Consider the following 14,525-nt stretch of genomic DNA (forward strand, 5'->3'; position numbering starts at 1 on the left):
CAAGCGAGACGTTGACCACCGCCGTACGCAAGCGAGACCGGGCCGCGCCCCTTCTCGAACGGGAAGGGCGGCGGCCCGGAACGTTTCGCGGGAGGCGGACGTCAGCCCTGGTGCGCCTCGCGGTGGGCCTTCGCCAGCTCCACGTACCCGGCCGCGTTGAAGCGGATGCTCTCCAACTCCTCGGCGGTCAGCGGCCGCTTCACCTTCGCGGGCACCCCCGCGACGAGCGAGCCCGGCGGCACCTGCATCCCCTGCGGTACGAGAGCCTGCGCCGCGACCAGCGAACCCGCGCCGATGTGCGCGCCGTTGAGCACCGTGGCGCCCATGCCCACCAGCACGTCGTCCTCGATCACACAGCCGTGCAGCACCGCGTTGTGGCCGACCGAGACCCGCGCGCCCACGGTGAGCGGGAAGCCGGGGTCGGTGTGCACGCTGCAGTTGTCCTGGATGTTGCTGTCGGGGCCGAGCGTGATGGGACCGCAGTCGGCGCGCAGCACCGCCTGGTACCAGACGCTGGAGCCCGGGGCGAGCGTCACCTCGCCGATCACCACGGAGGTCGGGGCCAGATAAGCGTCCACGTCGATGTCCGGCTCCTTGCCGCCCATGCCCGTGATCAACGCCTGCTCCGCCATCGCCTGCTCCTTCGCGCCGGTGTGGTGCTCCTGGGCCCTCTCCACCGGATCAGGCCGACTCTCACGGTAGGCGACGGCCCCCGGCGAGTGCCGGGCAGTGGGGCGAACATCACAGGTCACCGCGCGGATCGCCCATCGCGCCGCCGACTACCGTGAGCGCGTGCCGAAGAACCGAAACACGTTCTCCTTCCTCGCCCGCTGGCCGCGCCGCGCCGCCTCCCGCGCGGTCCACCTCGGCTGGGCCTGGGCGCAGCGGGCGGGTGCGGTCACCGCCGAGCACCCCGGGCGGCTGCGGTTCGGCACGATCGGCGCGGGCACCCGGCTCGCCTTTCCGCAGGGGACCGTGTTCGGGGAGCCGTGGATCGAGCTGGGCGCGCACTGCATCATCGGCGAGCAGGTCACGCTCACCGCCGGGATGATGCCGGACCTGGACCTGGGGCCCGACCCGATCCTCACCCTGGGCGACGGCGTGGTGCTGGGGCGTGGCAGCCATGTGATCGCGGACACGACGGTGACCATCGGCTCGGACACGTACTGCGGCCCGTACGTCTACATCACCTCGACCAACCACAGCTACGACGACCCGCACGAGCCCGTGGGCAAGCAGTGGCCCCGGATGGAGCCGGTGGAGATCGGCCCCGGCTGCTGGATCGGCACCGGCGCGGTGGTCCTGCCCGGGGCCCGGCTCGGCCGGAACGTGGTGGTCGCGGCGGGCGCCGTCGTCCGGGGCGAGGTCCCGGACCACGCGGTGGTCGCCGGGGCTCCCGCCCGCGTCGTGCGCAGCTGGGATCCGGAAAAGGGCTGGCAGCCACCCCTGCGCACGCCCGCCCCCGTGCCGATCCCCAAGGGCGTCACGCCCGAGCAGCTGCTGGCCCTCGCGGAGCTGGACGAGGCGCACGAGACCTCGTAGCGCGGTAGTGGCGGTACAACCGGCTGGACGCGGCGGTGCACCGTACGGCAGTGCAATATCCTTGACCACGGCATCCGCCGTATGCGACTCAGCCGTACGCGATTCAGCCACCGCGCTCCGCCGCCGCACTCAGCCATCCACCGCAGGGAAGGTCCGTGTCCGACCTCGACCAGCTCACCCAGTCGCTGGCCCGCAACCTCAAGCGCTGGCGGGGGGAGCGCGGCTTCACCCTCGACGCGCTCGCGGCCCGCTCCGGAGTCAGCCGCGGGATGATCATCCAGATCGAGCAGGCGCGGACGAACCCGAGCGTCGGAACCACGGTGAAGCTGGCCGACGCGCTCGGCGTCGCCATCACCACCCTCCTCGACCACGAGCAGGGCACCCAGGTCCGGCTGGTCCCGGAGAGCCGGGCCGTCCGCATGTGGTCCACCGAGGCGGGCAGCTCCACCACGCTGCTCGTCGGCGCCGAGGCCCGCGGCCCGCTCGAACTCTGGACCTGCCGGCTGATGCCCGGCGAGGGCACCACCTCCGACCCGCACCCCGAGGGCACCGTCGAACTCCTCCACGTCACCGAGGGCAAGCTGACCCTCCTCGTCGACGGCCTCACCCATCCCGTCCCCGCCGGGGCCTCAGCCACCTTCGAGGCGCACGTGCCGCACGGCTACCGCAACGAGGGTGGCGAACCGACCGTCTTCACCATGGCCGTCGCCATCCCGCCCGTCCGCTGAGACGCCCGGACACCCTCGCCTCCACCGCTGTTAGCGTGAGCGCCATGCGCGCACCCATCGGCACCTTCGAGGACGCCGCTCCCGCTGCGGAACGGCTCGATCTGCTCCCCGCCCCCGTCGTCGCGGCGCTCACCGCGGGCTGGGGCGAGTTCACCGCCGAGCAGCTCGTCCACGTCGACAGCGACCCGGCCGTCGCCGACACCGCCGTCTTCGCCGAGCACCACGGCGTCGAACTGCTCGACACCTCGGCCAACTGCGTCGTCGTCGCCGGCAAGCGCGGCCAGGACGTCACCCTCGCCGCCTGCGTGGTGCTCTCCCGCACCCGGGTCGACGTCAACGGCGCGGTCCGCAAGCACCTCGGCGCCCGCAAGGCCTCCTTCGCCCCCATGGACACGGCGGTCGGCGAGAGCGGCATGGAGTACGGCGGCATCACCCCGATCGGCCTGCCCGCCGCCTGGCCCCTCCTGCTGGACCCCGCCGTCGTGGACGAGGAGTGGGTCCTGATCGGCAGCGGCAGCCGGCGCGGCAAACTCATCGTCCCCGGCAAGGCGCTGGCCGCCCTCCCGGGCGCGGTGGTCGTCGAGGGCCTCGGCGTCTGACGCTCCCACCGGGAGGCCGCGTCAACGCCAGGCCGTCCGGTGCTCGGTGAGCCAGGTCGTGGCGAAGTCGACGGCGGGGCGCAGCCGGACGAGCCGGCACACGGCCGCGCCCACACGCCCCGTCCGTACGTCACCCTCGGCGGCGGCCTCCTCGAACGCCGCGCCCAGGGCTGTGAAGTCCCCGTCGTCCAGGGCGACATCCTCGTACTCCCACCACCGGCGCACCCCCCGCGACGCCACCACACAGCGGTAGCCGCGGCGCGGCGGATCCGGCATCCGGTACTCGCCCAGGTGGAACGCCGTACACGTGGCGTAGCCGGTGCCGAGCAGCAGGATCCGGGCATCCGCCTCGTACAGCCGGGCCAGCGGCGAGTCCTCCCCGAGGTGGCAGTCGGGGCGGTGCCCGGCGAGCAGGCGCGCCGCCCCGGGGCCGAGCGCGGCGAACGAGGTCTGCGGATGCGCGCTTCGCCCGGCCCCCGCCGCCGTCCGTACGGTCTCGGCCAGCGCGCCCATCGACGGCGCGGGGGTCAGCGCCGGGTCGTACGCCTCCATCGAGGCGCGCACGGCGTCGACGGCCCCGGTGTCCAGGCCCCGGACCCGCTCGCGGTAGTGCGGGGAGGTGTCGGAGTTCTCCGGGGTGAAGGCGGGGACCACCACGGTCCCCGCCGGCCCCACGGCCCTGCGCAGCGCGCCCAGCACCCCCCGCGCACCGTCCGCCACCGGTCCCAGCGACCGCAGCGAGGCGTGCACCAGGAGGACATCGCCGGGCCGTACGCCGAGGGCGCTCAGCGCGGCTGTCGCCACGGCCCTGTCGGTCACGTCGGGTACGTCCTTCACGGCGGGGATTCTGCCCACCTCGGGGCGCCCCGCACACGCGGTCAGCTCAGGCGCGCCCGTCCAGCTGCGGGATCTCGATCGCGGGGCACCGGAGGGGTAACTCCCTATGTAGTCTGGTGGTCGGGGAAGACACGACCCCATGGGGGTAACGATGGAACGCAGAGAAGACGCTGACGAGCTGTTGAGTCTCGGCTTCACCGAGGACGAACTCAAGAGTATGGGGCTGTGGGAGCCCGTCACCGGGGATCCGTCCGACCTAATGGACGTGTACCTCCGTCGCAGCAAGAAGCAGGAGGACGTGGCCACGCTCCGCGGGCATCTGCGGGACGTCGTGCGGTGGGCTCAGGCTAACGACCTAAAGATCCGGCACGTGTGGCTGGAGCAGCGGAGCGCCAGCAAGGTGCACGTTCGTCGGGACGAGTTCGAGGCTGCCAAGGCTGCTGTCCTCGCGCGTCGCTCACTGACGCTCGGCGTCTGGAAGACGGACCGCCTGGACCGTCGGGGGATGGGCGAGGTGGGAAGCCTCCTTGACGAACTGGACAAGCGCCGGGCCCGTCTTGTGTCCATTTCTGAAGGGCTGGACAGCTCCAAGGGCGGTCGCATGGTGTTCGCCATCCTCTCCGAACGAGCACGCGACGAGGCGAAAGACATCTCCCTTCGCGTCCAAATCGGCCTGGACTCACACCGCATCCTCGGAAGGGCCCCGGGAGGAAAGCCGCCGTACGGCGTCCAGCACCTGGGAGACGGAAAGGTCGGCCCGCATCCGAAGGAATACCCGACCGCCCGCATCATCGCGGAGGCGCTTCTCAAGGGCGACGCCGGAACAACGATCTCCCACCGGCTGACGGCTGAGGGAGCCACTACGCGAACGGGCCGTCACTGGTCCGCCAATGCCATTTCCCGGATGGCACAGTCGCCGCTATGGGCCGGCCTTGTGCCGTACAGGGAAAGGCAGACAGACGAATACGGCAACCCCATCGACAAGTGGGGCTGGAAAGCGGAGCCGCTGCTTGACGGCGACGGGCACCCAGTGAGCTGCGGGACTGGCGTCGTGTCCGTCACCGAGTGGTACGCGATCCGTACGTACTTCAACTCGCGCACGGTCGTCGGCACACTCGGACGTCACGGCGTACGGTCGGCAAGCAAGATCCTCACAGGAATCATGAGGTGCCCGTTCTGCCGTGTGGGGCTCGTGTCCGGCGGCGACTCCTACCGCTGCCGGACCCGGATGGAGGGGGGCGCGGCAGCTTGTCAGGGAGCCCGGACGTCGGCCGCAAGAGCCGACTGGGCGGTGGGAGAGATGTGGGTAACCCACGTGTCCGCCCTGGAGCCTGACGACCCGGTCCTCCACGAGATCGCGCGCCGCTGGCTGGCGTACCAGGACCCGGAACGGGCGGAACGTCAACGGCACGTGTCGGCTGCGCTCGACGACGCAGAGCGGCGCATGGCGGAACTGGAGGACTCCTACTACGTCCAAGGCCGTCTGAAGCGTGACCGGTTCGAGACGATGTCGTCGGGGCTAGCGAGTCAGATTGAGAGTCAGAAGGCGGAGCTGCGGGAGCTTCACCGTCAGGGCGATCTAACGCCGCTGCTCGATGGTGTCCTTCTGGGGGAGGCATGGGAGGCTGCGGAGCTGGTCGACAAGCGGATGCTGCTCCGGTGCGCCATCGACGATCTGACGCTCCTGCCGTCAACCGGACAAGGAGACCGTCGGCCGATCGAAGATCGGTTGTCCGTCACGTGGGTCTCCACCGACGACCCAAGTAACGAGTAGGTAAAGGAATCCAGGGCCCGGCGCCGCTGCCGAGCCTCCGCCTCCTCGTCGCCCACCGCCTTCGCTGTCCACAGGACCCTGTGGATAACTGCGTAGCGTAGCTGAATCGGGCCTTTCGTCACTGAGTGCAGCGGAGGGCGTGCCAGATTGGCCAGACTGGTCAAACTAACCCCTATTTTCCATCTTTACTAACGCGCGTTAGAGAGAAAGGAAAATAGGGGTCTAGTTTGCCCTTTTGGCCAAACCGTCCGCGGAGCCGGAGAGGCGGAGGAGGGCCCGCTCATCTGAGCGTCACATGGCATCCATATATAAGGTAGGAGGGAAAGCGCGACGCCGGCGAATGGCGCGGCGTCCCGCCCTCCTGACGGCCGGTGGCGCTCCTGTGCTCCCCGTACTCTCCTCCGGGTAGAGCGCGGTAGAGCGCCCCGGCCGAAGACTTCCTCCGTAGCTCAGCAGCAGAGCACCGAGCCGGCCTAGCGTTTAACGGTTGTCGCGGGTGCAAGTCCCGCCGGAGGAACTAGCGCCTGACGGAGGCGCAGGACGCAGTGCGGGAGTGGCCCACTGAAATCGTCCGTAAGCCGTAAGCCCGCGACGAGCGCAACACCACTCGCGCATCGGCGGCAGGTACCGTCATGCCTAGCTAGCTCAGTGGCAGAGCGCCGGCCTCATAAGCCGGAGGTCGGTGGTTCGAGTCCATCGCTTGGCACGCATCCGGACCTGTTACCTCGACTGGCGCCACAGCCCGGGGTCGGAGCAAACACAGGTAGGCGGACGGTCGTCGGCGAGGGGAAACCATCGCACCCGGGGAACAGTCCGGGATACGCCGGCCGACGCCGAGGAAGGTTGGGCACTGGCATGCCAAGCGCTCTCGAAAAGCGTCACGGGGCAACCCGTTGGAGGTTCGACTCCTCCGCCTTCCGCAAGGCTCCGGCATCCCTCTCAGGTCCCAATCCTGGCGTGGTCGGAGCCCCGAGCGCTGAGCCCTGGGAGGCAAGCGGGCCTGTAAAGCCTGCGCTGCGAGAGCGGCTAGCGTGGTTCGATTCCACGGCCGCGCACTTCGACGAGGAAGCAGAGACAGCGCCTAGGCTGCGCCGGCGTACGCGCCCGGCCCTCGTCGATTAGCCCCTGTAGCTCAGCCGGAAGAGCGCCTCTCTCGTAAAGAGGATGTCGCGGGTTCGACTCCTGCCAGGGGCTCCACGGGACATGGCGCAGCTTGGTCAGCGCATCCGCTTTGGGAGCGGAGGGCCGCCAGTTCGAATCTGGCTGTCCCGACACAGACGCAGCCCCGCCACGGTGACGACTTCACCCGTGAGCGGGGCTGAGCTATTTCCGGGCGTCGTCAGACTCCGCGCCGGCGGAACGTCAGGCTGACGAACCTGGTCAGCCCCTCGCCCTCCGACTGACGGTCGATGAGGACCCAACCGATGTCCTCCACGGCTCCGATGGCCAACGCCAGGTCGGTGTCGTTCTTCGTCGGCCGCGGATGGAACTTGTTGACGAAGATCGCGTCGCCCCGCTTGTACGCGAGCCGGGCCAGATCCTCGATCGATCCGTAACCCCGCTTCGCCAGAAATGACTTCAACATGCCGTGATCCTACGGCCAACGACCGGGCCGTGGAGGCGATATGGCGTGGGAAGGAAGCACTCGCCGGCAACGCCTCCCGCGCAACTGGCCCGCTATCCGACGCCGCATTATCCGGCGCGACGGAGGCGTCTGTGTGGCCCGCTACAGCGACGGCCGGCGGTGCGAACTGCCAGGCACTGACGTGGACCATATAGAGCCCGGAGACGACCACAGGGACGAGAACCTACAGCTCCTGTGCCCGTGGCACCACCAGCGTAAGTCATCCACGGAAGGTGGCACAGCAGCCGCACTCAGACGGCCCTCTGTGCACAGACTCCCTTCTACACACCCCGCCCTGGAGGACTGATGAGAGCGCTACTGCGACGGCTGCTGGTACGACGTGAGCGTGCGTACGTGAAGGCTCGCATACGTCAGCCCATCGGTGGTGGCTACGCACCTGCGTACGTGCTGCGTGACGGCAGTGTCGTGGAGCGTGGCACACAGGACCGCCCATGAGCGGCGCCCATGTGGTACTGGAGGAGGCGGACGACACGGGCGAGGACGGCCTGAGTGTCACCCGCGTGATGGTCAACGGCGTCGACGTTGGTCGCCTCGCGAGAGCACCGAAGATCAACGTTGGGATGAAGGACGATCGCTCGCTGACGACCGTGACGATCACGCTTGTGCCGGCTCGCCTGGAGATCAGGGGCGAGCACGCTGACGGTGATCGTCGGGAGCCACGCGCTGGCTTCACGGCCAAGATCGACTGAGCCCGAGGCTCGTCAAGATCGTCGACACTCTGGAGAGCCCCGACCCCAGGGGGGTGACCCCCGCCGGCCGAACATGAAGACCGTAAGAGTGCTGGTTCTCCCCGCCTGTACGGGTCTGGGGCTTCGGAGTCGGCCCGCTGAACCGAGCCGGCTAAGAGGCCGCCAGGCGCCCACACAGGGCCTCGCAGGGGGATCCTAGGAGGGCGGGACGGTCAAAGTGTGACTCGCCGCCATGATATTCTCCGACGAATCTATGCAGGTGGGAGGCTTGAAAGTGTGACCGGCCGCCCGTACCATGAAGACGTGAAGCGTACCTGCGAGATGTGCCCCGAGCCGATGCCGATCACGGCACGGTCCCACGCGCGCACCTGCTCGCCCCGGTGCCGCAAGGCGCTCTCGCGCGCCAACAAGACTTCGCTCCCCATCGAGCTGACGACCCGCGACAGGTGGATCCGACGCTCGTCCTCGAAGGTCCCGCTGACGGTCGCCGGCATGGCTGCCTCTTCGACGGACCCGCGGACGTGGAGCAGCTACAAGGATGCCACCGCATCGTCGGCCGGCGTCGGCCTGGGCTTCGTCCTCTCTGACGTCGACGACATCGTCTGTCTTGACCTGGACCACTGCTTGAACCCGCTCACCGGTCGTCTGGCCCCGTGGGCAGCAGCCATCATCCGCGACGCGGGCGCCACCTACGTAGAGGTGTCCCCGTCCGGCGACGGACTGCACATTTTCGGATACGCCACAGTCCGGCAGGGACGCCGCATCCGACGCCCCGACGGTACGGCCGTAGAGGTCTACGGGACCGGCCGGTACATCGCAATGACGGGCCGCCGACATGGCTCCTGCCCGTCGATCCTCGCGGACCTCTCCGCGGTGGTGACCAAGCTGACGGCGTAGCTCCCGACATGGGACGGCGTTCGTCGTTCCTACATGGGAGGCCCGATGGACGGCGTTCTCACTCAGTGCCCCGCGAGGCACCCGGAGACGAATCAGCAGTGCGTACGCCTGTCGTACCCGCACGAGGAGCACAAGACACAGCACGCGTCTGACGTGTACTGCCGTCGGTGGGCTGACGCGGAGCGTGGCTGATGGCCGGCCGCGGACCAGCACCCAAGGACCCCACCAAGCGCCGCCGGCGCAACGCCGCGGACCCCGAGACCGTGATCGTCCCTGACGACGAACTCCGCGGCCCCGAGCTGCCCGAAGGCGTCCTTGGCGTCAACACGAAGACCGGTGAACTCACCGAGTGGCACCCCATGACGCTGGCGTGGTGGGACACCTGGCGCAAGAGTGCGCAGGCGCAGACCTTCACCGACACCGACTGGGCGTTCCTCGTCGACACGGCTCTCATGCACCACGCGATGTGGGAGAAGGGCCAGTGGACGCTTGCCGCTGAAGTGCGGCTCAGGGCCGCCAAGTTCGGCGCGACGCCGGAGGACCGCGCGAGGTTGAAGCTCAAGGTCGACGACCCCACTAACGCCCCGCAGCGGCCCGCTCAGGCCCCCGCCGGGAACGTCTCAGACATCAACTCACGACGAGCGAGGCTGACCGGCTAACTACAGAGAGGGGCGCCAATGCCGCACGTCACGGTACGCGCCCCGAACCACGATCGCTCCCGCTCTCTGGGCTGGCTGGCCGTGGCGTGGATGGAGTATTTCGTCGTACACGGCCCTGGCGACGTCCAGGGGATGCCCGTATCCCACGGAGACGAGTACACCGGCTTCGTCGTTGACTGCTACGCACTCGGTGAGGGCGGCAAGGACGACGGCCGACTCCTCTACGACTCCGCCTTCTTCTCTCGCCCCAAGGGCTGCGACAAGTCGGGCCTGGGCGCACGCATCGGCCTCTTCGAGGCTCTCGGGCCGTGCCGCTTCGCCGGATGGGCGGAGGGCGGGGAGGTCTACCGCGATCCCTGGGGGCTCGGCTTCGAGTACGTCTACGAGGCCGGCGAGCCGATGGGCCGCCCGGTCACCGTGCCGTACCTCCGAATCATGGCCACCGAGGAAGGTCAGACCGGCAACGTCTACGACACGATTTACTTCAACCTGACCGACGAGGCGTCGCTCCTGAGCCACGTCCCGAACGTCGACCCGGGGCTGACGAAGATCAACCTTCCCGACGGCGGAGAGATCACGCCGTCGACCGCCTCCTCCTCCTCGAAGGACGGCGGGAAGGAGACCTGGGTCTGCTTCGACGAGACCCACCTCTACAACACCCCCGAACTCCGGCGCATGTACGCCACGGTGACGCGTAACCTCCGCAAGCGGAAGAAGATCGCACAGACGTGGTACCTCGAAACCACGACGATGTTCGCCCCGGGACAGGACAGCGTCGCTGAGCGGACGTACGAGGAAGCCGAAGCGATCCGGGAGGCCCGGAAGAAGCGCGGCCGTGCCCGACTCCTCTACGACCACCGGTACGGCATCGTCAAGGATCTCAAGAACGAGGACGAACTCCGCGCCGCCCTCCGTGACGCCTACGGCGACGCCATGGAGTGGATCGACGAAGACACCCTCATCGACGACTTCTACGACCTCCGCAACGACTCCGCCGACGGTAAGCGCTACTTCCTCAACTCGCGGACGTCCTCCTCCGACGCGTGGATGGATCCGGACGCTTGGAAGCTATGCCGGCGCGAGGAGGAGATCGCCCGGGGCGAACTGATCACTTTGGGTTTCGACGGATCGATCCGCGACGACGCGACAGCGTTGTGCGCCGCCCGCGTGTCCGACGGCCATCTTCAGCTCCTCGGAGTCTGGGAGAAGCCCGAGGGCCCGGAGGGCGACGGCTGGCAGGTTGACCGCGAGGCCGTCAACGCCGCCGTGGCTTCCGCCTTCGACCGCTTCGAGGTCTGCGGCTTCTACTGCGACCCGCCGCACTGGCAGGACTACGTAGACGCCTGGACTAGGGACTACGGCGAGGGCCTCCAGGTCCGGGCCGTTCAGTCCCGCCCGCTGGAGTGGTGGACGAACCGGCCGACCGCTATGGAGCAAGCGCTCAACCGCTTCACAGAAGCCGTCGACGACAGGGGACTCTCGTGGGCCGGCGTCGACGAGGCGGACGACGTGGACACGCCCTTCGCCCGCAAGGGCCTGGCGCTTGCCCGGCACGTCCTGAATGCCAAGCGCCGGCCGATGGGCGGCAACCGCCATATCGGCATCGGCAAGGAGCACCCGAAGAGCCCGAAGAAGATTGACGCCGCGATGTCCGCGACCCTCGCCTACGAGGCACGTGCCGACGCTGTGGCCGCAGGAATTACCAAGCGCAAGAAGCGCTCTGGCCGTCTCGTAGCCTTCTAAGGAGGTCCGCTAGTGCCTATCGATGCCTCCGTAGTGGAGTCGCCCGGGTGGTGGCTTCAGCGGCTCGGGAAGAAGCTCCTGGACGAGCGGGACGACCGGACCGGCGACGACAACGAGGTGACTCCCGGGCTGACGTCCCTTCGCCACGCCGCGGAGGGGAAGCCCAAGCTGCCCCACGTTCCCGGTGTTGACCCGCGGGAGATCAAGGAGTGGATGCAGGACGCCCGTACGAACTGGCTATCCCTCGTCATCGACTCCCCGGGCGAGCGGCTCGGAGTAGAGGGCTTCCGGTTCGACGACGCCGGAGAGGATCGCGACTCCGCTGACGAGGCTCGCGTCTCCGACACGGAGGCGAACCGCATCTGGCAGGAGAACAGCATGGATGCTGACTCCGCCCTCGTCCACTACGGCGCAATGTCCCAGCGCCGGGCCTTCGTCCTTGTCGAACGTGGCGACGACGGCCGCCCGGTGCTGACCCACGAGACTCCGACGCAGGTGTCCGTGGAGCACGAGCAGGGTAACCGTCGGAAGCTCGCTGCCGGCCTCAAGCTGTGGCGCGACGACTGGACCGGCGACACCCGGGCCACGCTCTGGACGCCGGCGGAGGTCCACGAGTTCACGACGAAGACGTCCACCCCGACGTTCTCCGGCCGTGCCGCGGAGCTTCGAGGGTGGGACGCCCTGGCGCTCCCGACGCACCCTGACGGCTTCCGCGCGAACGATCTCGGCATGGTCCCGCTCGTCCCCTTCGTCAACCGGCGCAATCGTCGGCCGGAGGGCTTCGCGGAGCACGAGGACGTGCTCTCGATTCAGAACCGGATCAACCTCTCGCTGATCAACCTGATCGCCGCCATGAAGTACGGCGCGTTCAGGCAGCGATGGGCCGCCGGCCTGGAGGTCGACGAGGACCCCGTTACGGGGAAACCGCTCCAACCCTTCCAGCTCGACATTCGGAAGCTCTGGACAACGGACAACCCCGACGTGAAGTTCGGCGAGTTCGCGGCCACCGACCTCATGCCATACGTCCGAGCTGTCGAAGCAGCCGTTCAGGACCTGGCGGCGATCAGCCGGACGCCTCCTCACTACCTCATTGGCGCCGTCGTGAATGTCTCCGGCGACGCTCTGAAGGCAGCAGAGACCGGCCTCATCAGCAAGGTCCGCGACCGCCAGCGAGGCTTCGGCGAGAGCTGGGAAAACGTCATGCGACTGGCCTTCCGGGTCATCGGTGACGAGGCCCGAGCCACGGCGTGGGGAGCGGAGACCATCTGGCGTGACCCCGAGTCCCGCACGATCTCCGAACTTGCCGACGCAGCCGTGAAAAAGGCGTCCGCCGGCGTTCCGTGGCGTCAGCGTATGGAGGACATGGGCTACACGCCCGCGCAGATCGCCCGCATGGAGATCGACCGTGCGGCCGACGCCCTAAACGCTGCTCCCGCGGAGGACCCCGAGCCCGCCTCGCTTCAGGCGAAGCGCGACTCCCGAACGCTGATCACCCGCGAGGCGGACGATGTCCCTGACGCGGCTTGATCGGCAGTACGGGTCGGCGGTCCAAAGCGTCTGGCGTACGACCCTGGGCCGGACCCACCGAGCGTGGGCTGGTCTCGGCACGTGGCGAGACGCCGACGTCCGCCGCTTCGAACGGACTGCACTCCCGGTGCTCCTCGGTGGACAACGCCAGGTAGCCGCCCTGACGACCTCGTACCTCGAACAGCTCTACCGCGAGCTGGACGGCCCTTCCAACCGCGTGAACATCGACTTCGACCAGGTGACCGGACGTGCGCTTCGCGACGTCGACCCCGAAGAGGTGTACCGCAGGCCGTTCAAGGAGATCTGGGGCGCGCTGTCTGATGGCGTGTCCTTCGAGGACGCCTACGCTCGCGGCACGCACCGACTGGACACGATCGCGAAGACGGACCTTCAGCTAGCCCGGACGCATACGGTGCGCGAGGTCGGCGACGACATGCCGCGCTTCACGTACACCGTCCGTGAGTTGCAAGGCGAGTACGACTGTGCTCTCTGCATGATCGCGTCCACCCAGCGCTACCACAAACGGAACTTGGCGCCGATCCATCCGGGCTGTGACTGCCTCGTAAAGCTCGTCACGGCTGACGAGGACCCAGGTCAGGTCATCGACGAAGAGAAGCTGGAGCGCATCCACGACCTCGTCGAAGAGGCGCTGGGGAAGAGCGACCGCGGAGGACGAGCGGTCGACTATCGCAAGATCATCGTCGCCAACGACCACGGCGAAATCGGCCCTGTCCTGGGCTTCGCCGGTCAGCGCTTTACCGGCCCTGACGACATCAACCTTCCGACCTGATGCCCGACACGGGCTGACGACTCCCGACAGGGGAAACACCTATGCCTCGTCGCACTCTCGCACGCCGTAACCTCCTGACCTTCTCCGCAGAGCCCTGGACCCTCATGGAGGGAGAGCCGGGTACCGGCGGGGGCGGTGGAGGCGGTGCTCCGGTTGTCAACGAGCACGGCTACCCGGACAACACGCCGACCGCGGACATGTCCACGGAGCACCAGGTGGCCTACTGGAAGCACCACGCCCGCAAGCACGAGGCCGCCTCGAAGGCTGGCCCCGACGCTGCGGAGCTGGAACGTCTCCGTCAGGCCGACGAGGAGCTGAAGAAGCGCCAGGCCGCAGAGCTGACGGAGACCGAGCGCATCACCGCGGAGAAGGCGACCGCGGAGGCCGCAGCGGCTACCGCCCGCGCGGAAGCCAATGCAGCCGTGCGCAAGGCACTGCTGCTCGAAGTCGCCATGTCGAAGAGCCTCACCCCCGCGCAGGCCGCTCGTCTCCAGGGCTCCACGAAGGAGGAGCTGGAGGCGGACGCGGAAGCACTGCTGAAGGACTTCGCTCCGGCTGGCAACGGCGGGGCGCACCGGGTCGGCGGAAACCGCGGACCCGACGTCGGCGGAGGCTCGTCGGTCGCAACCGGAGCTGAGCGCTTCCGGCAGAAGCACGGCAAGTAACTACCACCTCTTGGAGGACCCATGGACCTCAACCTCAAGGTTGAGAGCTTCACCCAGGACCGCCGTGACTGGCTCGGCAGCGCCCACGGCACTGACGCCCCTGTCTCGATCACCCTGGACGTCTCGAAGTTCACGAAGAACACCCACTACCCGGACGGCTACCTGAAGAGCGGCCTGCCGCTCGGCAAGGTGACGACCGGCGGCAAGTACGGCCCGTACGACGGTGCCGCGGAGGACGGCCGGGAGACCCTCGTTGGTTTCCTCTTCACCGCCGTCGACGTCGACGCCCGCAAGGTTGCGTCCACCTCGGTCGTGGGCTCGATGCTCATCCACTGCTTCATCCGTGAGGCGAAGCTCCCCATCGCCGTCGACGCCAACGGCAAGACCGATGTCGCCGGCCGCGTCATCTTCGTCTGAGAGGCCCTGATAC

The 14,525-nt window shown here is 68.4% G+C and carries 15 protein-coding genes and 5 tRNA genes; 17 read left to right on the forward strand and 3 right to left on the reverse strand.

Annotated elements, in window-relative coordinates:
• Nucleotides 1-101: 101 nt before the first annotated feature.
• Complete coding sequence (locus ACFWM7_RS01115) at nt 102-632, reverse strand: gamma carbonic anhydrase family protein (RefSeq protein ID WP_383253768.1); 531 nt, start codon at nt 630-632, stop codon at nt 102-104.
• A gap of 160 nt (nt 633-792) precedes the next feature.
• Here ACFWM7_RS01115 and ACFWM7_RS01120 point away from each other — a divergent pair, with 160 nt between their 5' ends.
• The 3 genes from ACFWM7_RS01120 (at nt 793) to ACFWM7_RS01130 (ending at nt 2,869) form a co-directional block, all read left to right on the forward strand.
• Nucleotides 793-1,542 (forward strand): acyltransferase, encoded by a 750-nt coding sequence (locus tag ACFWM7_RS01120; protein ID WP_383253579.1) that lies wholly within the window; start codon nt 793-795, stop codon nt 1,540-1,542.
• A gap of 155 nt (nt 1,543-1,697) precedes the next feature.
• Entirely contained in the window at nt 1,698-2,270 is a 573-nt protein-coding gene (locus ACFWM7_RS01125; RefSeq protein ID WP_383253581.1) for a helix-turn-helix domain-containing protein, read from the forward strand.
• A gap of 44 nt (nt 2,271-2,314) precedes the next feature.
• On the forward strand, nt 2,315-2,869 hold the full coding sequence (locus tag ACFWM7_RS01130; protein ID WP_032778545.1) for a YbaK/EbsC family protein: 555 nt from the start codon (nt 2,315-2,317) through the stop codon (nt 2,867-2,869).
• A 21-nt stretch (nt 2,870-2,890) separates the two neighbouring features.
• Here the strand turns inward: ACFWM7_RS01130 and ACFWM7_RS01135 are convergent, their stop codons facing one another.
• Nucleotides 2,891-3,706, reverse strand: a complete 816-nt coding sequence (locus tag ACFWM7_RS01135) for an aminoglycoside N(3)-acetyltransferase (protein ID WP_383253583.1) — start codon at nt 3,704-3,706, stop codon at nt 2,891-2,893.
• A 151-nt stretch (nt 3,707-3,857) separates the two neighbouring features.
• Between ACFWM7_RS01135 and ACFWM7_RS01140 the strand changes: the two genes are divergently transcribed.
• The 6 genes from ACFWM7_RS01140 (at nt 3,858) to ACFWM7_RS01165 (ending at nt 6,752) form a co-directional block, all read left to right on the forward strand.
• Complete coding sequence (locus ACFWM7_RS01140; RefSeq protein ID WP_383253587.1) at nt 3,858-5,480, forward strand: recombinase family protein; 1,623 nt, start codon at nt 3,858-3,860, stop codon at nt 5,478-5,480.
• 438 nt (nt 5,481-5,918) lie between these two features.
• Nucleotides 5,919-5,997 (forward strand) — tRNA-OTHER (locus ACFWM7_RS01145).
• Nucleotides 5,998-6,114: 117 nt separating this feature from the next.
• Nucleotides 6,115-6,186: transfer RNA gene (locus ACFWM7_RS01150), tRNA-Met, on the forward strand.
• A 131-nt stretch (nt 6,187-6,317) separates the two neighbouring features.
• Nucleotides 6,318-6,400, forward strand: a tRNA-Ser gene (locus ACFWM7_RS01155).
• A gap of 201 nt (nt 6,401-6,601) precedes the next feature.
• Nucleotides 6,602-6,677 (forward strand) — tRNA-Thr (locus ACFWM7_RS01160).
• Nucleotides 6,678-6,752 (forward strand) — tRNA-Pro (locus ACFWM7_RS01165). It begins immediately after the preceding tRNA gene.
• 67 nt (nt 6,753-6,819) lie between these two features.
• Here ACFWM7_RS01165 and ACFWM7_RS01170 read toward each other — a convergent pair.
• Nucleotides 6,820-7,065, reverse strand: a complete 246-nt coding sequence (locus ACFWM7_RS01170) for a hypothetical protein (RefSeq protein WP_383253589.1) — start codon at nt 7,063-7,065, stop codon at nt 6,820-6,822.
• A gap of 491 nt (nt 7,066-7,556) precedes the next feature.
• On the opposite strand from ACFWM7_RS01170, the gene ACFWM7_RS01175 reads away from it, so the two are divergent.
• The 8 genes from ACFWM7_RS01175 to ACFWM7_RS01210 all read left to right on the forward strand — a co-directional run bounded on the left by ACFWM7_RS01175 (nt 7,557) and on the right by ACFWM7_RS01210 (nt 14,512).
• Nucleotides 7,557-7,814, forward strand: a complete 258-nt coding sequence (locus ACFWM7_RS01175) for a hypothetical protein (protein WP_364966386.1) — start codon at nt 7,557-7,559, stop codon at nt 7,812-7,814.
• Nucleotides 7,815-8,135: 321 nt separating this feature from the next.
• Nucleotides 8,136-8,711: a DNA primase gene (locus ACFWM7_RS01180; RefSeq protein WP_383253770.1), complete on the forward strand. Its 576-nt coding sequence runs from the start codon at nt 8,136-8,138 to the stop codon at nt 8,709-8,711.
• A gap of 191 nt (nt 8,712-8,902) precedes the next feature.
• The gene (locus tag ACFWM7_RS01185; RefSeq protein WP_383253591.1) at nt 8,903-9,370 is read left to right on the forward strand and encodes a hypothetical protein; all 468 of its coding nucleotides are present in this window, start codon (nt 8,903-8,905) and stop codon (nt 9,368-9,370) included.
• A gap of 18 nt (nt 9,371-9,388) precedes the next feature.
• Nucleotides 9,389-11,113: a terminase gene (locus tag ACFWM7_RS01190; protein ID WP_383253593.1), complete on the forward strand. Its 1,725-nt coding sequence runs from the start codon at nt 9,389-9,391 to the stop codon at nt 11,111-11,113.
• A gap of 12 nt (nt 11,114-11,125) precedes the next feature.
• Nucleotides 11,126-12,640 (forward strand): phage portal protein, encoded by a 1,515-nt coding sequence (locus ACFWM7_RS01195; RefSeq protein WP_383253595.1) that lies wholly within the window; start codon nt 11,126-11,128, stop codon nt 12,638-12,640.
• On the forward strand, nt 12,621-13,430 hold the full coding sequence (locus ACFWM7_RS01200) for a hypothetical protein (RefSeq protein WP_383253597.1): 810 nt from the start codon (nt 12,621-12,623) through the stop codon (nt 13,428-13,430). Before ACFWM7_RS01195 ends, ACFWM7_RS01200 begins: the two co-directional genes overlap by 20 nt.
• Nucleotides 13,431-13,471: 41 nt before the next feature.
• Nucleotides 13,472-14,095: a hypothetical protein gene (locus tag ACFWM7_RS01205; protein WP_383253599.1), complete on the forward strand. Its 624-nt coding sequence runs from the start codon at nt 13,472-13,474 to the stop codon at nt 14,093-14,095.
• A gap of 21 nt (nt 14,096-14,116) precedes the next feature.
• Nucleotides 14,117-14,512, forward strand: a complete 396-nt coding sequence (locus tag ACFWM7_RS01210; RefSeq protein WP_383253603.1) for a head decoration protein — start codon at nt 14,117-14,119, stop codon at nt 14,510-14,512.
• Nucleotides 14,513-14,525: the final 13 nt, after the last annotated feature.

The organism is Streptomyces sp. NPDC058375 (assembly GCF_042723425.1).
GTDB classification, from domain to species: Bacteria; Actinomycetota; Actinomycetes; order Streptomycetales; family Streptomycetaceae; genus Streptomyces; species Streptomyces durocortorensis.

What these genes read in the sequence shown, in the direction of transcription:
- ACFWM7_RS01115 (WP_383253768.1), bottom strand. Translation starts at nt 632, where the DNA reads ATGGCGGAGCAGGCGTTGATCACGGGCATGGGCGGCAAGGAGCCGGAC.
- ACFWM7_RS01130 (WP_032778545.1), top strand. Translation starts at nt 2,315, where the DNA reads ATGCGCGCACCCATCGGCACCTTCGAGGACGCCGCTCCCGCTGCGGAA.
- ACFWM7_RS01140 (WP_383253587.1), top strand. Translation starts at nt 3,858, where the DNA reads ATGGAACGCAGAGAAGACGCTGACGAGCTGTTGAGTCTCGGCTTCACC.
- ACFWM7_RS01170 (WP_383253589.1), bottom strand. Translation starts at nt 7,065, where the DNA reads ATGTTGAAGTCATTTCTGGCGAAGCGGGGTTACGGATCGATCGAGGAT.
- ACFWM7_RS01175 (WP_364966386.1), top strand. Translation starts at nt 7,557, where the DNA reads ATGAGCGGCGCCCATGTGGTACTGGAGGAGGCGGACGACACGGGCGAG.
- ACFWM7_RS01180 (WP_383253770.1), top strand. Translation starts at nt 8,136, where the DNA reads ATGTGCCCCGAGCCGATGCCGATCACGGCACGGTCCCACGCGCGCACC.
- ACFWM7_RS01185 (WP_383253591.1), top strand. Translation starts at nt 8,903, where the DNA reads ATGGCCGGCCGCGGACCAGCACCCAAGGACCCCACCAAGCGCCGCCGG.
- ACFWM7_RS01190 (WP_383253593.1), top strand. Translation starts at nt 9,389, where the DNA reads ATGCCGCACGTCACGGTACGCGCCCCGAACCACGATCGCTCCCGCTCT.
- ACFWM7_RS01200 (WP_383253597.1), top strand. Translation starts at nt 12,621, where the DNA reads ATGTCCCTGACGCGGCTTGATCGGCAGTACGGGTCGGCGGTCCAAAGC.
- ACFWM7_RS01205 (WP_383253599.1), top strand. Translation starts at nt 13,472, where the DNA reads ATGCCTCGTCGCACTCTCGCACGCCGTAACCTCCTGACCTTCTCCGCA.
- ACFWM7_RS01210 (WP_383253603.1), top strand. Translation starts at nt 14,117, where the DNA reads ATGGACCTCAACCTCAAGGTTGAGAGCTTCACCCAGGACCGCCGTGAC.